17 protein-coding genes are annotated in these 20,141 nt (G+C 57.5%); all 17 read right to left on the reverse strand.

What is annotated here, in order from left to right; all coding sequences use genetic code 11:
- Positions 1-27: 27 nt before the first annotated feature.
- Entirely contained in the window at positions 28-783 is a 756-nt protein-coding gene (locus K3F44_RS13085) for an AglZ/HisF2 family acetamidino modification protein (RefSeq protein ID WP_220632390.1), read from the reverse strand.
- Positions 783-1,400 (reverse strand): imidazole glycerol phosphate synthase subunit HisH, encoded by a 618-nt coding sequence (gene hisH, locus K3F44_RS13090; RefSeq protein ID WP_220632391.1) that lies wholly within the window; start codon positions 1,398-1,400, stop codon positions 783-785. The genes K3F44_RS13085 and hisH overlap by 1 nt, the downstream gene beginning before the upstream one ends.
- Positions 1,397-2,632 carry an oligosaccharide flippase family protein gene (locus K3F44_RS13095; protein ID WP_220632392.1) on the reverse strand — a complete coding sequence of 412 codons (1,236 nt, stop codon included), beginning with the start codon at positions 2,630-2,632 and terminating at the stop codon, positions 1,397-1,399. The genes hisH and K3F44_RS13095 overlap by 4 nt, the downstream gene beginning before the upstream one ends.
- Positions 2,629-3,945 (reverse strand): hypothetical protein, encoded by a 1,317-nt coding sequence (locus tag K3F44_RS13100; protein ID WP_220632393.1) that lies wholly within the window; start codon positions 3,943-3,945, stop codon positions 2,629-2,631. Before K3F44_RS13100 ends, K3F44_RS13095 begins: the two co-directional genes overlap by 4 nt.
- Before the next feature lie 2 nt (positions 3,946-3,947).
- Positions 3,948-5,030, reverse strand: a complete 1,083-nt coding sequence (locus K3F44_RS13105; protein WP_220632394.1) for a DegT/DnrJ/EryC1/StrS aminotransferase family protein — start codon at positions 5,028-5,030, stop codon at positions 3,948-3,950.
- A 2-nt stretch (positions 5,031-5,032) separates the two neighbouring features.
- The gene (gene wbpD / locus K3F44_RS13110) at positions 5,033-5,608 is read right to left on the reverse strand and encodes a UDP-2-acetamido-3-amino-2,3-dideoxy-D-glucuronate N-acetyltransferase (protein WP_150571391.1); all 576 of its coding nucleotides are present in this window, start codon (positions 5,606-5,608) and stop codon (positions 5,033-5,035) included.
- Entirely contained in the window at positions 5,605-7,455 is a 1,851-nt protein-coding gene (locus K3F44_RS13115) for an acyltransferase family protein (protein WP_220632395.1), read from the reverse strand. The genes wbpD and K3F44_RS13115 overlap by 4 nt, the downstream gene beginning before the upstream one ends.
- Positions 7,456-7,587: 132 nt before the next feature.
- Positions 7,588-8,538, reverse strand: coding sequence for a UDP-N-acetyl-2-amino-2-deoxy-D-glucuronate oxidase (wbpB, locus tag K3F44_RS13120; protein ID WP_181088706.1), 951 nt, complete (start codon positions 8,536-8,538; stop codon positions 7,588-7,590).
- Between the two features lie 73 nt (positions 8,539-8,611).
- A complete protein-coding gene (wbpA, locus tag K3F44_RS13125) occupies positions 8,612-9,922 on the reverse strand; it encodes a UDP-N-acetyl-D-glucosamine 6-dehydrogenase (RefSeq protein WP_150571394.1) in 1,311 nt (436 codons plus the stop codon).
- A 267-nt stretch (positions 9,923-10,189) separates the two neighbouring features.
- The gene (locus K3F44_RS13130; protein WP_220632396.1) at positions 10,190-11,569 is read right to left on the reverse strand and encodes a Wzz/FepE/Etk N-terminal domain-containing protein; all 1,380 of its coding nucleotides are present in this window, start codon (positions 11,567-11,569) and stop codon (positions 10,190-10,192) included.
- Positions 11,570-11,732: 163 nt separating this feature from the next.
- Entirely contained in the window at positions 11,733-12,782 is a 1,050-nt protein-coding gene (locus K3F44_RS13135) for an LPS O-antigen chain length determinant protein WzzB (RefSeq protein WP_220632397.1), read from the reverse strand.
- A 216-nt stretch (positions 12,783-12,998) separates the two neighbouring features.
- Positions 12,999-14,417 (reverse strand): MBL fold metallo-hydrolase, encoded by a 1,419-nt coding sequence (locus K3F44_RS13140; RefSeq protein WP_220632398.1) that lies wholly within the window; start codon positions 14,415-14,417, stop codon positions 12,999-13,001.
- 103 nt (positions 14,418-14,520) lie between these two features.
- Entirely contained in the window at positions 14,521-14,784 is a 264-nt protein-coding gene (locus tag K3F44_RS13145) for a LapA family protein (protein ID WP_150571398.1), read from the reverse strand.
- Positions 14,785-14,806: 22 nt separating this feature from the next.
- The gene (ihfB, locus tag K3F44_RS13150; protein WP_101321649.1) at positions 14,807-15,106 is read right to left on the reverse strand and encodes an integration host factor subunit beta; all 300 of its coding nucleotides are present in this window, start codon (positions 15,104-15,106) and stop codon (positions 14,807-14,809) included.
- Positions 15,107-15,389: 283 nt separating this feature from the next.
- A complete protein-coding gene (gene rpsA / locus K3F44_RS13155) occupies positions 15,390-17,069 on the reverse strand; it encodes a 30S ribosomal protein S1 (protein ID WP_101321650.1) in 1,680 nt (559 codons plus the stop codon).
- A 123-nt stretch (positions 17,070-17,192) separates the two neighbouring features.
- Entirely contained in the window at positions 17,193-17,879 is a 687-nt protein-coding gene (cmk, locus tag K3F44_RS13160; RefSeq protein ID WP_101321651.1) for a (d)CMP kinase, read from the reverse strand.
- Positions 17,876-20,083, reverse strand: coding sequence for a bifunctional prephenate dehydrogenase/3-phosphoshikimate 1-carboxyvinyltransferase (locus K3F44_RS13165; RefSeq protein WP_259407073.1), 2,208 nt, complete (start codon positions 20,081-20,083; stop codon positions 17,876-17,878). Before K3F44_RS13165 ends, cmk begins: the two co-directional genes overlap by 4 nt.
- Between the last annotated feature and the right edge of the window lie 58 nt (positions 20,084-20,141).

A 20,141-nucleotide genomic window follows, 5' to 3' on the forward strand; every position in this document is an offset into this window, starting at 1 on the left:
CAGGCACTGTCTGCGCGCGTGTGTCAGCTATCGCAAACTTGCGATATCGATAGTTGGATAGCTTATAAGCACCGCTCGGTGTTTCCCGTGAAATACAAACAGGCTGCCCGCCGCTACGGCAGAAACGTTGGTCTGCTCGAACAAATCGGTGAGATCGCTCACCGCGCCTGCACCACCGCAGGCAATCACCGGCACATGTACGCTTTTGACGATACTGTCGATCAGCGTGGTATCGAAGCCTTTCTGGGTGCCATCCCGGTCTATAGAGTTGATGAAAATCTCACCGACGCCGGCGCCCTCCAGTGCCCGACCCCACTCGACGGGCGACCGCTTGGTGTCTACAGATCCGCTGGCAGCATACACGGTGTAGCCGCCCCAAAAGCTTTTCTTGCAATCGATCGAGCCAACCACGCTCTGCGAGCCATATTTGTTGGCTATCTCACGGATGATCGACAGATCGGCTAACGCCGCAGCGTTGATTGAAATTTTTTCCACACCCAACGCAAATAATTTATCCGCATGCGCCAGGGTCTTGATTCCACCACCGTAGCAAATAGGCATGAAACACTCACCGGCAACTTCGGCGATCAATTCGTAATTGGGCTCCTGCTTAAGCACCGATGCCTCAATATCCAGCAGGATCAGTTCATCGACCTCTTTCTCATTGAAGATCCTGATCGCATTGATCGGATCGCCAACATACTTAGGGTCTTTGAACTTGACTGTCTTGACCAGGCCGCGATCTTTGAGCAACAGGCATGGAATAATACGTTTTCTGAGCATTAGATCAGCTCCACGAAATTCTTGAACAATTGCATACCGAATTTGTGGCTTTTTTCTGGATGGAACTGAAAGCCGAACACGTTATCTTTAACGACCGCAGCAGTGAACAGCTGATCATAGTTGGCGCTCAGCAAAATATTGCTTTCATCGCGCGGGCTCATGTAATAGCTGTGCACAAAATAGAACCTGCTGGGGTTATCCAGGCCGTTCAGGCCGTCAAGGATGGGATGCTCCTGCGCCGCTACAATTTCGTTCCAGCCCATGTGCGGGATCTTGCGGTGCTCACGCGGTTCGAAACGGACGATATCCATGTCGACCCAGCCCAGGCCGGGTTCGCTGCCCTCTTCCGAGCGCATGCCCAACATTTGGCTACCGAGACAGATACCCATGACTGGCTTGCGCTTCTTCATGACCTGTTCAGTCAGAACGTCAACCAAGCCACTTTTGCGCAACGTCTGCATACCCGCGTCGAAGGCACCGACGCCAGGTAAAATAAGCTTTTCAGCACTTTCGATATCTGACCGGCTGTTCGAAGCAATGGCCTTAGCGCCCACGCGTTTCAACATATTCAAAACCGAAGCGATGTTTCCGACACCATAATCAACGACAACGATCACTTGGCTTCTCCCTTGGCGCAGTGGAAGGAAATCCAGAAATAGATGAAATACATAAACGCGTAACCCGCTGCGTAAAAGGTCAGGACAGACTCAACGTTGGCCGGCAGCATAAAACATGCCACGGTCATGGCCAGCAGAACCAGTTGCCATAGCAAATCCAGGTTCTGCCGCTGGGCAATGTAGATCGTGTAGCTGAGCGGACTGACAACAAAGCGCATGTAAAACAGAGGTATCAGTAACACCGCGTAACGCCCCGATTCCGTCCACTCGGCGCCAAAAATCAGGGCGAACGCAGGTTCTGCGAAGAAACCGATAATGATAAAAGGCGGCAACGCCAGCAGCGCAAGTACCTTGAACGTGGACAAGAACAGTTTGCGACAGTTGCCAGACTCCCGATATTCGCGAGCCGCCTGCTCTTTGAAGACATCCAGCACGGAGGCGGCGAGTAAGGATATCGGAGCCCCCATCATCCTCAGCGTCAAAGCGAACCAGCCGGCGATTTCGCCGCCAAACTTACTGGCCAGCAGAATAATGGGCAGCTGGCTCGACACTGTATTGATAAGATCGGCCGGCAATGAATACTTGGGAAAGTTGGAATAGCTGCGCGCTACCATGGCGAGCTTGGCCGAAGGAGCACCTAGGCTGCCAAGCAGCAGAGGCTTGCCCACCCACAGCGCTGCCAGTCCGGTGGCAATCACAACGCCAAGCATCTGCCCGTAGATCAACCCTTGCTCGCCCTGCAGCAAGTAGGCTGCAGCGACCTGAGAGAATGCGATGCAGGCTGCCAGGCTGATCCGAGCGAAGCCGAGTTTATTGAACGCTTGTTGGTAGGTCAGCACCGACAGCAGCAATTTATTAATGCCCAACCCCGCAGCAACCGCTACGAGGGCAAGCCAGTAATGGGTAATTTCGGAGGGCAAGCGAGAGGTTACGTACGGTAGGACCAAGAGCAGCCCGGCAACCGCGACCGACAATATCACCACCAGCACAATCACGAGTTTTATTACAGCGTGTAACTCCTCCCGTTGATGGGTGGAAAACAGTGCCAGCTCATAGCGCCCAGTGAGCAATACCGAAATGATGGTTGCTGCAGACAGCCACACACTAAACCCACCAATTTCCGCCGGTGCGTAAAGTCGGACCAAGAGCAACATGACGCCGATGGTGATTAGCTGAGCACCCAGCGTGCCGAGGAGCACACGCATAATTCGGTTGAAAAACAAAGCGCTCACTTGACCACCCTCGCCTGCAATCTGATCGGCAATGTAATCAACACCAGGGACACCAACATGAAAAAAATTCCGGATCCTAGCAAGACCGTTAGTAGCGACTGCTCAATAACCTTCGTCGCCACCAATAGCGCAACGGGGATCGCCAGGACAGCACCATGGCGGGAGTACAGGTAGTTCAGCAAGATGACGATTCCGGCTACTATTAACGACTCGACCACCACGCCCATATACCGCAACTGCATAAACGCGATGGCAAAAAAATTCACGTTCGCGTTCATTTCTGGGCTGTCGAACATTTCTGCACCCAACCTGAATGTCACCGGATCCGCACGACCTTGGCCAAATAGCGCGCCCAGCAGTGTGTCACTGTAGAGATTGCTACCGTACTGAACGACAAACGCATCCACAGCGCCCAGCAGCGTAGAGGGCACGATAAAAGCACGCCGTAAAAAATAATCATTCAGGTAGGAGTAACCGAACAACTCGTGTTCCAGAGCACCTATCACCAATAAGGTCAGCAGTGTGCCCAGCAACCACGACAATTTGATGCTTCCGAATCGGCGGAAATACACCATGAGGCCGTATATCAGGCAGAGCACCACAATTGGATATTTCTGTCCGAACGCGCCCCATAGCACCATAACGTTGAGAATACCCAACATCACAAAACGCTTTTTCTTCCGGTAAACGCCCCAGGCAAACAACACCGGAAACAACGCTTGCGTGCCAATCGATGCCAAATAGGCGCCTGCAGTCCCGGTTGCAAATACATCTCGGGCGAGCGCACGCCGGGCATACTGGCCAAAAAAATCAAAAGAAAAGTAACCCGCGCTTTTAACCACTATGAAAGCCAGCACAGCAAGGTTGAGACAGGACAACAGCGCCAAGACCCTTCGTCCTTGGCTCTCTTGAGAATCGTTACTTAGAGAGTAAAAACGAATCTTGTTGGCCAGGCCAATGATCGATACGCCAATCACGACAGCGAGCGTAACTCCAGACAGGGGGCCGGCCTCTGGTGAAAAACGATTTGCACCATTCAGTACCAATGCATGCGGCACAAGTACGAGCACAAAAAAAGCCACCAGCAAGTCACCAGGCCTTTCAATACGCCCCACTGCGAGCAACGCGCAAATGACTGCGAGCAGCAAAAGGTACATGTATTGAATGAAATCCACAGGCCGTTCTGCCGCGCCCATGTAGCCGTAAAGCTGATAGATGTAGCTGTTATTCACCCAGACCAATGCCAAAAAATAGGCAAACAGCAACACTGCGTTCAGCAGTACTGATTTGTCGATCCGGGTGGCTAGGTACATTCTTACAGTGCCAATGCGGCGCTGATGGCCTTCACAGCAGCCTGATCCAGATAAGGATGCATCGGCAAACTCATGACCTTGGTCGCAACGTCATCGCCAATCGGCAACACAGCGCTTTCATCCATGACCGCCGGCTGTTTGTTCAGCGGGATCGGGTAATGAACCGCGGTAGGAATTCCGGCCGCCTTGAGGCGCTCTTGCACGGCATCGCGATCCTGCACCTGCACTGTGTACTGGGCAAAGGCACTGATGTTGCCTTCAGCAATGTACGGTGTACCCGACACGCCCGCCTGCTTCAGTGCAACGTCATACCATGCCGCAACCTGCTGACGCAGGCCGATCTCTTCCTCGAATATCTCCAGCTTCGGCAACAGAATTGCCGCCTGCAGGGTATCGAGCCGGCTGTTTACACCCACGCGAATGTGATGATAACGACGGTCCTGACCATGGCGCGCTACCTGGCGAATCACTTTGGCCAGCTCTTCGTCATTGGTGAAGATAGCGCCGCCGTCACCGTAGCAACCCAACGGCTTGCTCGGGAAGAAGCTGGTGCACGACACCGTGGTCAGGTTGCACGAGCGTTTGCCTTTGTACGAAGCACCAAAGCTCTGCGCCGCATCCTCGATTACCGGGATGCCATGCTTGGCGGCGATTGCGTTGATTGCATCGTAATCGGCGCACTGGCCATACAACGAGACCGGAATGATCGCCTTGGTCCGCGGCGTGATGGCGGCTTCCAGCAAGGCGGGATCAAGGTTGTAAGTGCGTGGGTCGATATCTACATACACCGGTTTGGCGCCGAGCAGCGCTACGGTTTCGGCGGTGGCTATGTAGGTGAAGCCGGGGGTGATGACTTCATCGCCTGGACCGATGCCAAACGCCATCTGCACGATCTGCAAGGCATCAGTGCCGTTGGCGCAGGTGATGCAGTACTTGGCGCCGACAAACGCCGCCAGGCGCTCTTCGAGTTCGCTGACTTCCGGGCCGAGGATGTATTGGCCATGGCTCAGTACCCGCTGGATACCGGCATCGATCTTGTCCTTGATGCGTGCCTGCTGGCTCTTCAGATCAATGAATTCAATCATGCTTACGCGTCCACCTTGCTCAGGGTCTTGCCATTAAGTACGTAGCGCACACCGGAATGCGAACACACCGCTTCGCGGTTGGCATCCAGTTGCAGTTGTTCGCCGAACTCGCTCATCCAGCCGATCTGCCGGGCGGGAACCCCAACCATCAAAGCATAGGCGGGGACATCCTTGTTGATCACCGCGCCCGCGCCGACGAACGCGTATTCACCGATGGTCACGCCGCAGACGATGGTGCAGTTGGCACCGAGCGTGGCGCCTTTCTTGACCAGCGTGTCGCGATACTGATCCTTGCGCTCTATCAGCGAGCGTGGGTTGTAAACGTTGGTGAACACCATGCTCGGGCCGCAGAACACGCCCTCCTCCAGCGTCACGTTGTCGTACACCGATACGTTGTTCTGGACCTTGCAGCGGTCACCGATGACAACCTTGTTGCCCACGAACACGTTCTGACCCAGCGATACGCCTGCGCCGATCTGCGCGCCGGCGCAGACGTGGACGAAATGCCAGACCCGGGAATCGTTACCGATCTGCGCGCCGTCGTCGACGATCGCGCTGGGGTGCTGATAATAACTCATGGCTTGAGACTCACACTGGATTGAGGTTGATCGAAAAACCGCTGCAACCGAGCACTTGCAAAGTGCCCGTACTGACGTGCGCCCACCTCATTGAGGTGATGGTTGTCCTGATAGATGAGCTCACCATCCTGGTATGGCGCGTGAGCAAAAAAGCTGCTGTCGGCGAAGTCCATAAACTGCACATTCGGGATGCCAGTCGCCACCGACTGCAGCTGCCGATTGGCATCTTGCCATTGGCTATTGGGCAACAGCGGCGCAGACAAACCAAGCGCTGCGAACCGACGCAGGCGCTGTACGTTTGACTCAAACATAGGGATCTGCGCCAGCACCACCACCTGCTTGCCGGCATGGCTGGCATCCAGCAGGAAGGTGCGCATTGCCTCGACAAAAGCCGGGCTCTGCATTTGATACTGCCACATGCCCGCCACAATGATTTTGTCGAACGACGGCATCAACTGCGCCACTGCATCAATTTGTGCCTTGCACGGCTTTTGTGCCTTGCACGGCTTTTGTGCCCAGCCTGGCAAGCGTTCCAGATCGAAAGCCTTGATTGGCACACAACTGCTGCCGCTGAGCAACCGATAAGCCACGCCGGTCTCGTCACCGACAACGTCGAAGAAGTAGTTCAACTGGGCGGCGTGGCTGTCGCCGATCACCAACACACTTGGCTGCGCATAGGCTTTGCCGCGCTTGCACTCGCCAACCTGGGTGCCGTGGCAGATCAGCTCGGGCGCCGCGTAGCGGGTCAACTGCACCGGCGCGGGCTCGACCACACGCAGGTTCAACTGCGAGCCGGCAACCAGCAGCGCGGCCGTCACGACTGTCGCCAGTGCCCACTTTGGCGCATGTTGGCGAAGACCGGCAGATCGCCGAATCGGCGTTTCGATGTAGCGATAAGACAACCAGCCCAGCAGCAGCGAGCTACTTGCGAACAGCAGCACGCCACCAGCACTGAGCTCGTACTGGCCAGTGTAGTAGCGGATGAAAGCAAGGATCGGCCAGTGCCACAGGTACAGCGAGTAGGATATGCCGCCGATCCAAACCATTGGTCGGCTGGCCAGCAACTGACTAGCCGGGCCACGACGGGCAGCGATCAGCAGACCGGCACCGACGCAGGGCAGGACTGACCAGTACCCGGGGAAGTTTTGCTTATCGATGAGCCAAAAGGCACAGATCAACGCGACCGTGCCCAGCACGCCCACGGCGGCCGACAGCTTGCCTGGCAATTGATGATGCTGCAGCGCCAAAGCGGCGACGGCTCCGACCATGAACTCCGGCATGCGCGCCAGCAACGCAAAGTACATGGAGTCCTGCTTGCCCATGGCAACGCGATGGCCGCTCCACGCAAACAGAGCCAGACCCAACAAAACGAACACCGGCAAGCGCCATCTGCGCGGCACACAGATGAACAGGATCGGGTAGAACAGGTAGAACTGCATCTCGATCGCCAGCGACCAGGTATGCAGCAGCGGCAGCTCATCGGCACGCGGGGCGAAGTAACTGCCAAAGTCGGCAAAGTAGCGATTGCTGGTGAAAAACGACGATGACTTCAGACTTTTTTCAAAGAAACCGTAGTCCGCTGGCAGGAACAATACGGCCGAGACGATGCTGACAATTGCCAGCATGACAAAGTACGCCGGCAGGATGCGCTTGATCCGGCCTGCATAAAACTCGAACAGGTTGATACGTTCAGTGCGCCCAGCCAGCAGCGCAGTGATGATAAAACCGGAGATGACGAAAAACACGTCAACGCCCACAAAACCTGCAGGCAACCAGGCACTGTTGGCGTGATAAGCAAGCACCGCCAATACCGCAACGGCGCGCAGGCCCTGGACATCCAGGCGCATGTCTGTCGATTGCCTTGGCGCACCGACAGCGTTCAGCAGATTGGAATTATTGTTCGACACGCTGAAGACGGACCCTGCGCAAACAAGCTGTATACAGGTGGCCCCGTAGAGCCACCCATGGTGTTGGAGACCTTAGCGGGTCAGCGCTGCCACGAACGGATGGCCTTCGTTATCAGCGGCCTGCACGATGGCAGCACTACGGATGGTGTTGACCGTTTCGACGCAATGGCGCGCATCTTCGATACCGTAACCGCGACCGGCCAGAATCTCTTCATAGCTGGTGGTATGCAGGTCGGTGAAACCTTCCGAGAACTCCATTTCCTCGCCGTTGACGGTGATCGAACGGTAGGTAGGCTTCTTGCCCTTGACCGATTCCGGCAGGTCGTTGGCATCGACCGAGAGGAACCAGCGTACGCGGGCTTTCTCGTACTCGAGGTAACCGGCAGCTTTATGCTCGGAGGTGAAGTGCACGACGTTACGCTGCAGTTTGCCGAAGATGAAGTGCAGCATGTCGTAGAAATGCACGCCGATATTGGTGGCCACACCGAACGACTTGCGCGGGTCACCCTTCCAGCTCTTCAGGTACCAGTTACCGCGGGAGGTGATGTAAGTCAGGTCGACTTCATACTTGTGCGGGTTGTTCTCACGGGCAACCTTGTCTTTCAGGGCGATGATCGCCTGGTGGTGACGCAGTTGCAGGATGTTGAACAGACGCTTGCCGGTTTCCTGTTCCACCAGCGCCAGTTGGTCGAGCATCTCTGGGGTTGGCACCAGCGGCTTTTCGCAGATCACATCGCAGCCCAGGCGCAGGCCTGCGGCAATGTGTGGGTAGTGCAGGTAGTTTGGCGAGCACACCGCAACGTAATCCAAGGCGGTGGCCGGATCACGTTTGAGGTTACTGGCGTGATCGAGGAAGAACTCGAACTCGGTGAAGAACTCGCTCTGCGGCGAGATGCTGTCAATGATGCCGACCGAGTCGTTGATGTCGTAGGCAGACACCAGACGGTTGCCGGTGTCCTTGATGGCGCGCATATGGCGAGGAGCGATGTAGCCGGCGGCACCGATGAGAGCGAAGTTTTTCATGGTTGATCCTGTAAAAACGAAAGTATCCGCCCGCGCGGCAAGCGCAAGCGGATCGACATGACGAAGTCGGTAATCAGGCTTTGATGATATGCGCTGTCGGCGTGCGGTACTTGCCGCGGCTGTCGACGATCAGCTTGGCCTTGCTCTCGATCAGGGCATAGTCAAACTTGTCGTGATCGGTCGCCAACACAACAGCATCGAAGCTGGCCAGGTTTTCAGCGGTCAGTGCTTCGCTGCTCAGCTCGAAGTGGTGCTCGCGCATCTTCGGGAACACCGGGACATGCGGATCGCTGTACGCAACCACGCCGCCCTTGGCTTCGATCAGCTCCATGATTTCTACTGACGGCGACTCGCGCATGTCGTCTACGTTTTTCTTGTATGCAATACCCAGGACCAGCACGCGGCTGCCCTTGAGTGCCTTGCCTGCATCGTTGAGGCCGTCCATCAGTTTGCCGAGCACGTATTCCGGCATGGCCTGGTTGACTTCGCCCGAGAGCTCGATGAAACGGGTATGCAAGCCGTATTCACGCGCCTTCCAGGTCAGGTAGAAAGGGTCGATCGGAATGCAGTGGCCACCCAGGCCTGGGCCAGGGTAGTACGGGGTGAAGCCAAATGGCTTGGTCGCTGCGGCGTCTACCACTTCAAAGATGTCGATACCCATGCGGTCGGCCACGATCTTCATCTCGTTGACCAGGCCAATGTTGACGGCGCGGTGGATGTTCTCCAGCAGCTTGGTCATCTCGGCAGCCTTGGTCGAACTGACCTGAACAACCTGATCGATCGCTTGCTCATACAGGGCGACGCCGACTTCCAGACACTGAGCGGTGTGACCGCCAATGACTTTTGGAATGGTGCGGGTTTCGAAGTTCGGATTGCCCGGATCTTCGCGCTCAGGCGAGTAGACCAGATAGATGTCCTGACCGACCACCAGACCGCCTTCCTGCACTCGAGGCAGTAGCTCTTCTTCGGTGGTGCCTGGGTAGGTGGTGCTTTCCAACGAAACCACCTGGCCAGGGCGCAGGTAAGGCTTGAGCGCGTCGGTGGTGTTGATGACGAAGCTCATGTCCGGTTCGCGGTATTTGTTCAACGGGGTAGGTACGCACAGAATCAGTGCATCGCATTCGCTGACACGGGTGAAGTCGGTTGTCGCCTCAAAACCGCTCTCGCGCGCCTTGGCAATATTGGCGGCAGAGATATGTTCAATGTAGCTCTGGCCGGCGTTGAGCTTATCAACTTTGAATGTATCGATATCGATACCCAGTACATTGAAGCCAATGGCATTATATCGCAGCATCAGTGGCAGACCGACATAGCCAAGACCGACGATACCAATCAAAGCCTTGCGGCTTTTGAACTTTTCTACCACTGCATTAATGTCTGTCATATTTTCCAACTCACCATGAATTTTCCGCCCGTCGTCAAGACAGTACAGCGGGTACTAAAACTTGGACGACTCATTACCAGCCGAGTGAATCGATCCGCTACTAACCTCGGTGCCGTCGCCCTATTGCATACGCTCGCCGTCGTTGCCGACCTCCGTGCGTCACGCGCTGCAGGAAATCCAAGGCGCTGCAATCATATTGCTTTAACCATCGAGGTTCCAACAGTTCTTTGGCAGCAACGATGCGGCCATTTGACATCACTTACGCTGCTAAGTTGCTGCGCCGTTCGTTGCCGGAGTATCGAGCCGGGACGTCCCGGTTTCTGCCACTGCATCAGGAGAAACGCGCTCTGCAGTGCCTTTGATCTCCAGCACACGGATCTGCCGCAGGCGGTCCTTGACCAGGCTGCGAATCAGCGCGACAAACACACCCAGCATCAACCCGACCACCAACGCCACCAACACGATCAGCGCTTTGCGTGGACGAATCGGACGAACCGGCTCAACCGCTAGCTGGTCGACACTGATCAAACGCAGGCCTTGCAGGCTGGTATCCAGGTTAAGCAGGCGGGATTTTTCTGCTCGGAGTGTCTCGATCCCTTCAAGAAAGGCCGCGTCATTAGCCCGCGCCTTGAGCATCTGCACCTTGCGGTTAGTGGACAGCATGACGAGCTCTTTGCGAATCTGCGCGATGCGCGGCTCGGTGAAGTCGTCGGAAGTACGTCGGCGCAACGCATTGCGCTCTGCCTCGAGCACATTCGAGCCAAGGAAATACAACGGCGTTTGCTGGCTGTTGACTTCGGTGCGAATGACATTGCTGCTTTCCGAATCTGCATTGGCCATCAGGGACGGTGTAGAGGGCCGGCTCAGGCCCAGGCTTCGCGCAATGGCAATTGCCTCATCCAACTGAGCCAGCCGCGCCTCTCTGCGCAGTTTCGATTGCACACGCAGGGCGCTCAGCTCGTCGTTCAACTCCGCACGCTTTATGGCGTCGGCCTCTTCCAGGCGCGCTATTCGGCTTTCTTTGCCAGCGCTGTATTGCTCCATCGCCGAACTCAGCTGGGCATCAACTTCGGTCAGGCGGTTGGCCTTGATGATCTGCAGGTCCTGGACCAACTGAGCTCGCTCTCGCTCGGCCGCATAAGCGACAAAGTCATTGAGCACACTGGCTCCATCAAGCCCCCGGTCGTAGCGAATCTTCAGACCAATATAAGTACTGAGCAGATCAGTCTTTTTGGGGTCTGGCTGCATGAGCATCAGCGCATCGCTGTTGAACGCATCGAACGCTTGCTCCAGACTCTGGCCCGGGCTTGCGAACGCCTCGATCAGCTCCGGCCGTGCCCGGAAGAAGGCCAGCCGCGCGTCATAGGAATCCAAGGTCGCGCCTACCCGCTTGAGCGCCGCAACCGGCGGCAAGGTGTAGATTTTCGACCGGTTCAGGGCGTCCAGCTCGTTCAGGGCAACCGGGCGCAAAATAGTCGATGTTTCATAGACCGGTGTTGCAAGCTGAGCATAGACAACACCTAGTGCGGCACTTACGGCAGCCACACCGAGGATCAAAACTCTACGTCGCCACAGTCGCCGGACGAGATCGAAAAGGTCTATTTCGCTGGTATGGATAGCGGGCGGTACACGCGTGACGCTGTTCAATGCACTTTGCCTGATAGATAGGTTGAGAATTACCACGACAGGCACTGCTTAGCGCATCATGCGCGCGTCCAGCTTTTCCATGCCATCGGTGACCGCGAGCATTGTTGCATTTCTCGCAATTTCCAACAATGGTTGGGGACAAGAACCGGCCACGTTACAGCACTCAAGCCATGACACGGCGCCTTATCCAGACATCTCTGGCAAGCGCGACCATCACCCCCAAACCCAAGCCCGCCGCACTAGCCAGCAGAACGATCAACGACTTTTTAGGCTTGATTGGCTTATCAGGCTGCTCGACAGCGCCATCCTGCTGATATACCGCGATGGCGGATGGATCAATGCTGATACTGCGATAAATACCCAGCTTTTCCTGCCTGGACCTGAGCTCGCTGATGAATGGATCATCGGAGACGCGCGATTTGAGGGTATCGATTTCAGCTCTGAGCGCTTCACTCCCTCGCATGTAGGTCAGGCTGCCTCCCATGCCCGCTGAAATTTCTGACGACAAGTCACCTGCAAGAATCGGTGGCTTCTTCAGCCCAATGGATTCAGCCACAGCAAGCGCCTCCTGCAGCTGAGCAATCTGGTCTTCACGCTGCTTGCGCGCGCCGGCCTGGGCAGCTTGAATCTGTCGCTCAAGGTTATCAGCCATGATCGCGAGGTCGCTGTGGCTACCCTTCAACACTTCTCGCTTAGCGCGTTCAGACGCCATTTCCACGTATGTCGTGACCCAGTCGGCAGCTCTACGGGGGTCTTCGAGATTAGCGGTTACGACATAACGAGAGGGCATGTCTTTGCCAGCCTGAGACACTTTGATCAAACTGTTGAAGTGACTGTACAACGCGTCACGCGAACCACTGCGCTGCTCATCCGTGAGGTGCGCCAAATATTCCGTGCGGAAAAATTTGTTACGTAGTGCTTCTGACTGCAGGGCCTTCAAGTAAATGTCGTATACATCCTTGACGGAATAGGTCGACAAGCCTGAATCTCCACCCCGAGCGTTATTAAGTTGAGCAATCTCGCTCTGCGACGGCGGCTGAACATAGAGCTTGGCCTCATATACCGGTTGTACGAGCAGCACATAGGCGATACTCAGTCCAATTACCGGCAGTGCAACCAGTGCAACCCAGAGCTTCCTTCTCCAGACACCCTGCACCAACTCGACCAGATCAATTTCACCCTCACCACTCAGGCGCTCACGTTCATTGCGCATTTATTCTAATTTTCCTTGGATCCGTCGAAGTCAGACTTCCCTGAACAGGTACGACCTTCGCCAACCCATGGCTTGCTACCTGTAAAGATGAAGCGTAGCGGCAATTCAGCAATGTGCATGGCCCATTACATATCTTTAGCATTAATCCGTTATAGAGAGGTCTGAGCCTGGGAAGTTCCACTCCGCACTGACTTCAAAGCGTGCTCTGCCAAACGGTCAAGCTGGGACTGTGACGTCCACCTCGCACCCGAGTTCCGCAGATTTGCTGCGCAGCGCTGACGCCAACCCCCGCTTCGCCCCACCCTCCCCATGCACAAGCACCAGCCGCCTGGCCGCCCTCCCCGCGCCGAGCGCAAACTCGACCAACCCAGCCTGATCCGCATGAGCCGAATAGCCCGTCAGCGTCGTGACCTTGATCCGCCGCGGATAGGCCTCGCCATCCAACTCCACCTTCTCAGCACCAGCCTGCAAAACCGCCCCAGGCGTCCCCTTGACCTGATACCCGACAAAAACCACCTCATGCCGCGGATCACCCAGCATGGCTTTGAGGTAATTAACGATCCGCCCACCCGAACACATGCCATTGCCGGCAATCACAATCGCTGGCCGGCCAGTACTCTTCAGATAGTTGACCACTTGCTGGTGCTTTGCGTGGCTATCCACACACACCAACTGGGAAAAGCCAAGCGGCTTGCGCCCTTCGCTCAAGCGTAGTCGGGCTTCGTCATTCCAGTACTGATGCAGCTCCCGGTAGACCTGGGTCACGCGCTGAGCCAGCGGCGAGTCGAGGATGATCGGTAACTGCGCCCAGTCGACCTGATCATCGCAGGCTGCCGCGCCCGAGGTGTCGAGCAGGCCTTTAAGGTGAAGGACCTCTTCAATCTCATAGAGCAACTCTTGCGTACGACCGAGACTGAATGCGGGGATCAGGATCGTGCCCTGGTCAGCCAAGGCACGATCTATCGCTGCTTCCAGACGCTGGCGCCGGTCGCTGCGGTCAGGATGCAGGCGGTCGCCATAGGTGCTTTCGAGCACCAGCACATCGGCGCGCTCTGGCGGCTGGACTGGACACAGCAAGGGGCTGTGGGGCGCGCCGATATCGCCAGAGAACACCACACGTGTGCTGCACGATTGCGCAGGGGTACTGATGTCACACTCGACGTACGCTGAACCGAGCAGATGGCCGGCACGCTGCAGGCGGATGCGACATTGCAGGTGCCCTTGCTCGATCAGACTGTGCCACTGACCAAAGGCGATCGGCTCAACCAGACTTTTCAGCAGATGCAGAAAACGCGCTACCTGCGCGGGCTCGCTACTGATGCCGAGTTTGAAGGCATCTTCAAGAACCAGCGGGAGCAGCTTCGCGGAAGGCACGCTACAGAAGATCGGACCGCGAAAGCCTGCGGCCAGCAGTGCCGGAATGCGACCGACATGGTCGAGGTGCACATGAGTGATCACCAACGCCTGGATGCCGCTGACATCGAAGCCCAGCGCGGAAGAATCAGGGCGGGCATCGGCGCCTTGCTCAAGCCCGCAATCGATGAGCAGGCTGGTGGCGGAATCTAGGTGCAGCTGATGACAGGAACCCGTGACGCCGCGGGTGCCACCATTATGCGTGATAACGGGGAAAGTCATGCTGCTGAAGCCCTGCGCAGGGTTGAAAACGAAGCGGGCTATTACTCCATTTTCTTCGCAGATTTCATATCAGCTATGTCTGCTAAAGCTGTAGGACGTTTCCTCAGCTCTCTGCCAAGGCCGCCTGACGTGCCGATGCACGAATCCTGCGCTTGCTGCGCATGACGCCGTAGGCGCCAAGCAATGGACCTAGGGCCAGGCCCACCACCAAGGCGGCGAGTACTGGCAGTGCTACGGGCACTGCAGGGGCAGTCCAGCCGAACAATACCAGGGCGACGGTTTGCTGGTTCTCCAGCACGAAGAACATCACCACTGCTGCCAGCAGCAGGACGAACAGCAGCGCCAGGGCGCGCTTGAGGTTACGCATCGGTCTGATCCTTTGATTGCACTCAGGCTTCGGTTTCGTGCTCTTCTTCGTTGACCCGGTCGCGCAATTCCTTGCCCGGCTTGAAGTGCGGCACGAACTTGCCTTCAAGGCTTACCGACTGGCCGGTCTTGGGGTTGCGACCTACGCGAGGTGCGCGATAGTGCAGCGAGAAGCTGCCAAAGCCGCGGATCTCGATGCGATCGCCCGTTGCCAGGCACTGGGCCATTTGCTCGAGCATGGTCTTGATGGCCAACTCGACGTCCTTGGACGAGAGTAAACCCTGATGGGTGACAATACGTTCGATCAGCTCCGACTTCGTCATGTTTTTCCCTTCGTTATCAAGCAGCTAGATCATTGCTTAACCAGTTTGTAGCACGCTCAGGAGGATTTGAACAGGGCGGTTCTTGACTTAATAAAAAAATTCAAGATTGGTGCGCGGGGAACTTTTTCGGTGCACCGGGTTGGGCAGCGCTGGGTAGAGGGGTTTGCACCAGTTGGGCTGAGACGCCGCGGGCAGCTGCGCAACCCTCTGACAACAGGCGACAAATCGCAGGCAATAAAAAAGGGCGACCTAAGTCGCCCTTTTTCTACCGATCAAGCAGAACTTAGTTCTGTTTGGCCATTGCTTCGCGCAGCAGCGCAGCCATGGTGGTGTCGGCAGCAGCTGCCTCAGGAGCCTGTTTCAGGCTCTGGATAGCTTCACGCTCTTCAGCATCGTCTTTCGATTTGATCGACAGGCTGATAACGCGCGACTTACGGTCAACGCTGATGATCTTGGCTTCGATCTCTTCGCCTTCCTTCAGAACGTTACGCGCGTCTTCAACGCGGTCACGGCTGATTTCGGAAGCTTTCAGAGTAGCTTCGATGTCGTCGGCCAGGGTGATGATGGCGCCTTTGGCGTCAACTTCTTTGACGATACCCTTGACGATTGCACCCTTGTCGTTGACAGCAACGAAGTTGGAGAACGGATCGTCTTCCAGCTGCTTGATGCCCAGGGAGATGCGCTCGCGCTCTGGATCAACCGACAGGATGACAGTTTCCAGCTCGTCGCCCTTCTTGAAACGACGTACGGCTTCTTCGCCGGTTTCGTTCCAGGAGATGTCGGACAGGTGAACCAGACCGTCGATGCCGCCGTCCAGGCCGATGAAGATACCGAAGTCGGTGATCGACTTGATGGTACCGGTGATCTTGTCACCCTTGTTGAACTGGCCGGAGAAGTCTTCCCATGGGTTGGACTTGCACTGTTTGATGCCCAGGGAGATACGACGACGCTCTTCGTCGATGTCCAGAACCATAACTTCCACTTCGTCGCCAACCTGAACGACTTTCGACGGGTGGATGTTTTTGTTGGTCCAGTCCATTTCGGAAACGTGTACCAGACCTTCAACGCCTTCTTCCAGCTCAGCGAAGCAGCCGTAGTCGGTCAGGTTGGTAACGCGAGCTTGTACGCGAGTACCTTCTGGGTAACGAGCAGTGATAGCTACCCACGGATCTTCGCCCATCTGCTTCAGACCCAACGAAACGCGGTTGCGCTCACGGTCGAACTTCAGGACGCGAACATCAACTTCGTCACCAACATTGACGATTTCCGACGGATGCTTGATACGCTTCCAAGCCATGTCGGTGATGTGCAGCAGGCCATCGATGCCGCCCAGATCCACGAATGCGCCGTAGTCGGTGAGGTTCTTGACGATACCTTTGACTTGCTGGCCTTCTTGCAGAGTTTCGAGCAGAGCTTCACGCTCGGCGCTGTTCTCGGCTTCGAGGACGCTGCGACGCGAAACAACGACGTTGTTGCGCTTCTGGTCCAGCTTGATGACCTTGAATTCCAGCTCTTTGCCTTCGAGGTGGGTGGTGTCGCGCACTGGGCGGACATCAACCAACGAACCTGGCAGGAACGCACGGATACCGTTAACGTCGACAGTGAAGCCGCCTTTAACCTTACCGTTGATAACGCCCTTGACAACTTCTTCGGCAGCGAAAGCAGCTTCCAGAACAATCCAGCACTCGGCGCGCTTGGCTTTTTCACGGGACAGCTTGGTTTCGCCAAAGCCGTCTTCGACCGCGTCCAGCGCAACGTGAACTTCGTCACCGACCTTGATGGTCAGCTCGCCAGCTTCGTTGTAGAACTGCTCGAGCGGGATGACGCCCTCGGACTTCAGGCCAGCGTGTACGGTAACCCAGTCGCCGTCGATGTCGACAACGATACCGGTGATGATCGCACCCGGCTGAAGATTGAGGGTTTTCAGGCTTTCTTCAAAGAGTTCTGCAAAGCTTTCGCTCATTTTAATTCCTGTAGATTTGGGCGAAGAAGACGCCCCTAACCACACTCCAGACAATGTGGGTTTCGTTATTTAAAGGAAAACCGGCAAGACGTTGACTGGTGCCCCTGCCTGCTTTCCTGATCATCAGGCGATACCGCGCAGGGCGATCTCGCTTTTGATGCGTTGCAACACCTGCTCGATGGACAACTCGGTAGAGTCCAGCTGAATCGCGTCGGCCGCCGGTTTAAGCGGGGCCACCGCACGCTGGGTATCGCGCTCATCGCGCGCACTAATCTCATCTAGCAGACTCGCCAGCCTAACATCGTCGCCTTTCGCTTTCAACTGCAAATAACGACGTCGCGCCCGTTCCTCGGCGCTGGCGGTCAAAAACACTTTCAACGGCGCGTCCGGGAACACCACAGTGCCCATGTCGCGGCCGTCTGCGATCAGCCCCGGAGCCTCCTGAAACGCGCGCTGGCGCTGCAGCAGGGCATCGCGCACCGCGGGCAGCGAGGCCACCATCGAGGCGCCGGCGCCGACTGCTTCGGTACGGATGTCGAGGCTGACGTCGTCACCCTCGAGCATGATGCGCTGCAGCTTACCCTCCTCGGCCGGGTAGAACTGCACATCCAGATGAGCGGCCAGCTTGGTCAGCAGCTCTTCGTTGGTCAGGTCGACGCCATGGTTGCGCGCGCTGAAGGCGAGCAAACGGTACAGCGCGCCGGAATCGAGCAGGCGCCAGCCGAGCTCACGTGCCAACAGCCCGGCTACGGTGCCTTTGCCCGACCCGCTCGGGCCGTCGATGGTAATGACCGGGGCCTGGGCGTTCACGACTTGGCCTCTTCGGCGACACGAATGCCGACTTCGGCGCACAGCGCGAGGAAGTTCGGGAACGAGGTCGCAACGTTGGCGCAGTCATGGATACGCACCGGCGCAGTGGCCCGCAGCGAGGCGATGCTGAAAGCCATGGCGATACGGTGGTCGCCGTGGCCATGTACTTCGCCACCGCCAATCGGGCCGCCGTCGATGATGATCCCGTCCGGGGTCGGTTCGCACTTCACGCCCAGGGTGATCAGGCCGTCGGCCATTACCTGGATGCGGTCGGATTCCTTCACTCGCAGTTCTTCCGCGCCACGCAGGATGGTCCGGCCTTCGGCGCAAGCCGCGGCGACGAACAGCACCGGGAACTCGTCGATAGCCAGTGGTACCAGCTCTTCCGGGATCTCGATGCCTTTGAGCTTGGCGCCACGCACACGCAGGTCGGCTACCGGCTCGCCACCGACTTCACGCTGGTTCTCCAGAGTGATATCGCCGCCCATCAGGCGCAGGATGTCGATGACACCAGTGCGGGTCGGGTTGATGCCGACGTGCTCAAGCAGCAGGTCGGAGCCTTCGGCGATCGACGCGGCAACCAGGAAGAACGCAGCAGACGAGATATCTGCCGGCACTTCGATACGGGTTGCGGTGAGTTTGCCACCCGCTTGCAGCGACGCGACCGGGCCGTTGGACTCGACCGCATAGCCAAAGCCGCGCAGCATGCGCTCGGTGTGGTCGCGGGTTGGCGCAGGCTCGGTGACGGTGGTCACGCCTTCGGCATACAGGCCGGCCAGCAGCAGGCAGGATTTGACCTGGGCACTGGCCATTGGCAGCGTGTAGTTGAGTGCCTTGAGTTTTTGCCCGCCACGAATGGTCAATGGTGGCCGGCCATCGGCGCCGGTTTCGACCACTGCGCCCATTTCCCGCAGCGGGTTGGCGACGCGGCCCATCGGCCGCTTCGACAGCGAAGCATCGCCAGTCATGGTCACGTCGAACGGCTGGCCGGCGAGCAGGCCCGACAGCAGGCGCATCGAGGTGCCGGAGTTGCCGACGTAGATCGGCCCGGGCGGGGCTTTCAGGCCGTGCAGGCCGACACCGTGAATGGTGACCTTGCCATGGTTGGGGCCTTCGATGACCACACCCATGTCGCGGAAGGCCTGCAAGGTCGCCAGAGCGTCCTCGCCTTCAAGGAAGCCTTCGACTTCAGTGGTGCCTTCGGCCAGCGAGCCGAGCATGATCGAGCGATGGGAAATCGACTTGTCGCCTGGAACGCGGATCCGTCCGGACACGCGGCCACCAGGTTGGGCCAGGAAAATCAGATCGTTGGCGTTCATAGCGTCCACATAGGCCCGGCGGGCCAGGATTTTACTGAAATGCTCGCGGGCAACCCGTGCGCGGGTAAATACCCCCAGCAGCTGGTGCCCATCCCCTGCATCGACCGCGTCGCGCAAGGCGTCGAGGTCGCTGCGAAATGTATCTAGCGTGCGCAGCACCGCCTCGCGGTTGGCGAGGAAGATGTCATGCCACATGATCGGGTCGCTGCCGGCGATTCTTGTGAAATCGCGAAAGCCCCCTGCAGCGTACCGGAAGATTTCGAGGTTTTCATTGCGCTTGGCCAGCGAATCGACCAAGCCGAAGGCCAGCAGGTGTGGCAGGTGACTGGTAGCCGCCAGCACTTCGTCGTGACGCTCGACCGTCATGTGTTCGACATCGGCGTCCAATGCGCGCCACAGGCGGTCGACCATGGCCAGTGCGGCAGGGTCGGTTTCAGCCAGTGGCGTAAGAATGACTTTATGCCGGCGGAACAGCGCGGCGTTGGAGGCCTCTACCCCACTCTGCTCGGAGCCGGCGATCGGGTGGCCGGGAACGAAGCGCGGCAGGTTGCTGCTGAAGACTTCGCGGGCGGCACGGACCACGTTGCACTTGGCGCTGCCGACGTCGGTGACGATGGCATTGCCAAGGTCGAGCCGGGCCAGCACGGCGAGCAGTTTTTCCATGGCCAGAATCGGCACGGCGAGCTGGATCACGTCGGCGCCGACGCAGGCGCTGGCGAGGTCTTCTTCGCAGCGATCGACTACACCGAGGGCGACAGCCTGCTTGCGCGACGGGGCATCGAGATCGACGCCGACGACTTCGCGGCACAGGCCGCTTTCACGCAGGCCCTTGGCGAACGAGCCGCCGATTAGGCCGAGGCCGACCACGACTAGGCGGCCGATAATCGGCGCGGATTTGTTTGCTACCACATCAACCACGAGTGCGAACCCTGTTCAGAACGGC

The organism is Pseudomonas sp. S07E 245, assembly GCF_019599025.1.
Classification (GTDB): Bacteria; Pseudomonadota; Gammaproteobacteria; order Pseudomonadales; family Pseudomonadaceae; genus Aquipseudomonas; species Aquipseudomonas shirazensis.